Genomic DNA, 2116 nt, shown 5'->3' with positions numbered 1-2116 from the left:
GGCGGAGACTCCCGAGCCCGCCGCGCTGCAGCCGCGCGAGACGCCGAAGCCCGCATCGCGCCCGGGCACCGCTGCGGCCGCCGCTTCCTCTGGGGACGGCTCCGAGCGCCTGCTCCCGCCCGTCTCCATGCTCCGCCACAGCCCCCAGGCCAAGGCCGGTGCCTCCTCGAGCAAGGAGCTCCAGCAGACGGCCGAGTCCCTCCAGTCGACGCTCCAGGAGTTCGGCCTCCATTCCCGCGTGGTCGGCTGGATCTCCGGCCCCACGGTCACGACGTTCAAGGTCCAGCCCGGCGAGGGCGAGCGCGTGAGCCGCATCGCGAGCCTCGAGGACGACATCGCGCTCTCGCTCGCCACGGATTCCGTGCGCATCTTCGCGCCCATCCCCGGCACCACGCACGTGGGCATCGAGATCCCCAACCGCACGCGCCAGACCGTCGCCTTCGGCGATATCCTGCCCTATGTGACAGGCGGCCCCCTCGAGTTCGCGCTCGGCCGCGATTCTGAGGGCCAGCCCATGGTCGCCGACCTCGCCAAGATGCCGCACCTGCTCATCGCCGGCACGACGGGCTCGGGTAAGTCGGTCGTCATCTCCTCGATCCTCATGAGCCTGCTCATGCGCACCTTCCCGGAAGACGTCCGCCTCATCATGGTGGACCCCAAGCGCGTCGAGTTCGCGCCCTACGACGGCCTGCCGCACCTCTACGTGCCGGTCGTCACGGAGCCCAAGCAGGCTGCGAGCGCCCTGCAGTGGGCGGTTTCGGAGATGGAGCGTCGCCTCAAGGTGTTCGAGCGCGTGGGCGTGCGCAAGATCTCGACCTTCAACGAGAAGCAGGCGGCCGGCGAGTTCGAGAAGTACGACAACCCGCCGCAGAAGCTGCCCTACCTCGTGATCGTCATCGACGAGCTCTCCGACCTCATGATGGTCGCGGGCAAGGACGTCGAGGCCTCCATCGTGCGCATCGCCCAGCTCGGCCGCGCGGCGGGCATCCACATGATCGTCGCCACGCAGCGCCCGAGCTCGAACGTCGTCACCGGCCTCATCAAGGCGAACATCACGAACCGCATCGGTCTCACCGTGGCGACGGGCATCGATTCGCGCGTCATCCTCGACCAGACGGGCGCGGAGAAGCTCATCGGCCAGGGCGACATGCTCTTCTCCCGCGTGGATTGGGGCAAGCCCAAGCGCATCCAGGGCTGCTACGTCTCGGACGAGGAGATCTTCAGCGTCGTCGAGTTCGTGAAGGAGCAGTCGCCCGCCGAATACCATGAGGAGATCCTCTCCGCGGTCGCGCCCGCCGCGATGCAGGGCGCGGGCGGCGGGGGAGGCGCCTCGGCCGATGACCCGCTCATCTGGGAGGCCGCGCACCTCGTCGTGGAGTCGGGACTCGGTTCCACCTCGAGTTTGCAGCGCCGCCTCAAAGTGGGCTACGCCCGCGCCGGCCGCATCATGGACATGCTCGAGGAGAAGGGCATCGTGGGGCCGCCGGACGGGTCGAAGCCCCGTGAGGTGCTCCTCGATGAGCAGGGTCTCGCCGAGCTCGAGGAAGTTGAGGCGCGCATGTCCGCTGACGATGGGTTGGGAGGTTTCTGATGTCCGCACGCTTCGGCGATATGCTGCTCGAGCGCCGTCGGCAGCTCGGGCTCTCCATCCACCAGGTCGCGACGACCATCAAGATCCGTCCGCAGATCATCGAGTACTTCGAGCAGGGGAACTTCTCCGCCATGCCCCCGCGCGGCTACGCGCAGGGCATGATCTCGAGCTACGCGCGCTACCTGGGCCTGAATCCGCGCACGGTCATGACCGCCTATTTCGAGGAGCTCGACGCCTACGAGCGTGCCACCTCGCACGCCGGCGGCCGGCTGCAGGACGCCGCCGGCTTCGTGAGCCCGCGGTCTGAGAACCCCACGGGCCGCTTCATGGCCATCAACGGCGGCTCGCGCTACGCCCAGCGTCCACCGCAGGCCGGGTACGTCTCCGAGTCGCAGTCGGGCCATGAGCCCATCCGCGTCCAGAACAACCCCTACCACCAGCGCCCGTCGGGCGCGACGCGCCTGCGCGGTGCCGGCAGCGGCGCGGCCGCCTCGAGCCGGCGCTCCACCCCGGGCGGTACCGGGC

The 2116-nt window shown here is 69.3% G+C and carries 2 protein-coding genes; both read left to right on the top strand.

Annotated features, from left to right (window positions below):
* The coding region (locus BN423_RS10585) for a DNA translocase FtsK (RefSeq protein WP_019238606.1) at positions 1 to 1591 on the top strand (1591 nt) is incomplete at its 5' end.
* Positions 1591 to 2116 (top strand): helix-turn-helix domain-containing protein (locus BN423_RS01985; protein WP_019238605.1); only part of this gene is annotated, 526 nt, incomplete at its 3' end. The genes BN423_RS10585 and BN423_RS01985, both read left to right, overlap by 1 nt.

Origin of the sequence: Enorma timonensis, assembly GCF_000321165.1 — a bacterium.
In the GTDB taxonomy this organism is placed as follows: domain Bacteria; phylum Actinomycetota; class Coriobacteriia; order Coriobacteriales; family Coriobacteriaceae; genus Enorma.
Note: the sequence above shows the minus strand (reverse complement) of the source record. Positions and strands in the feature narration are given on the sequence as shown.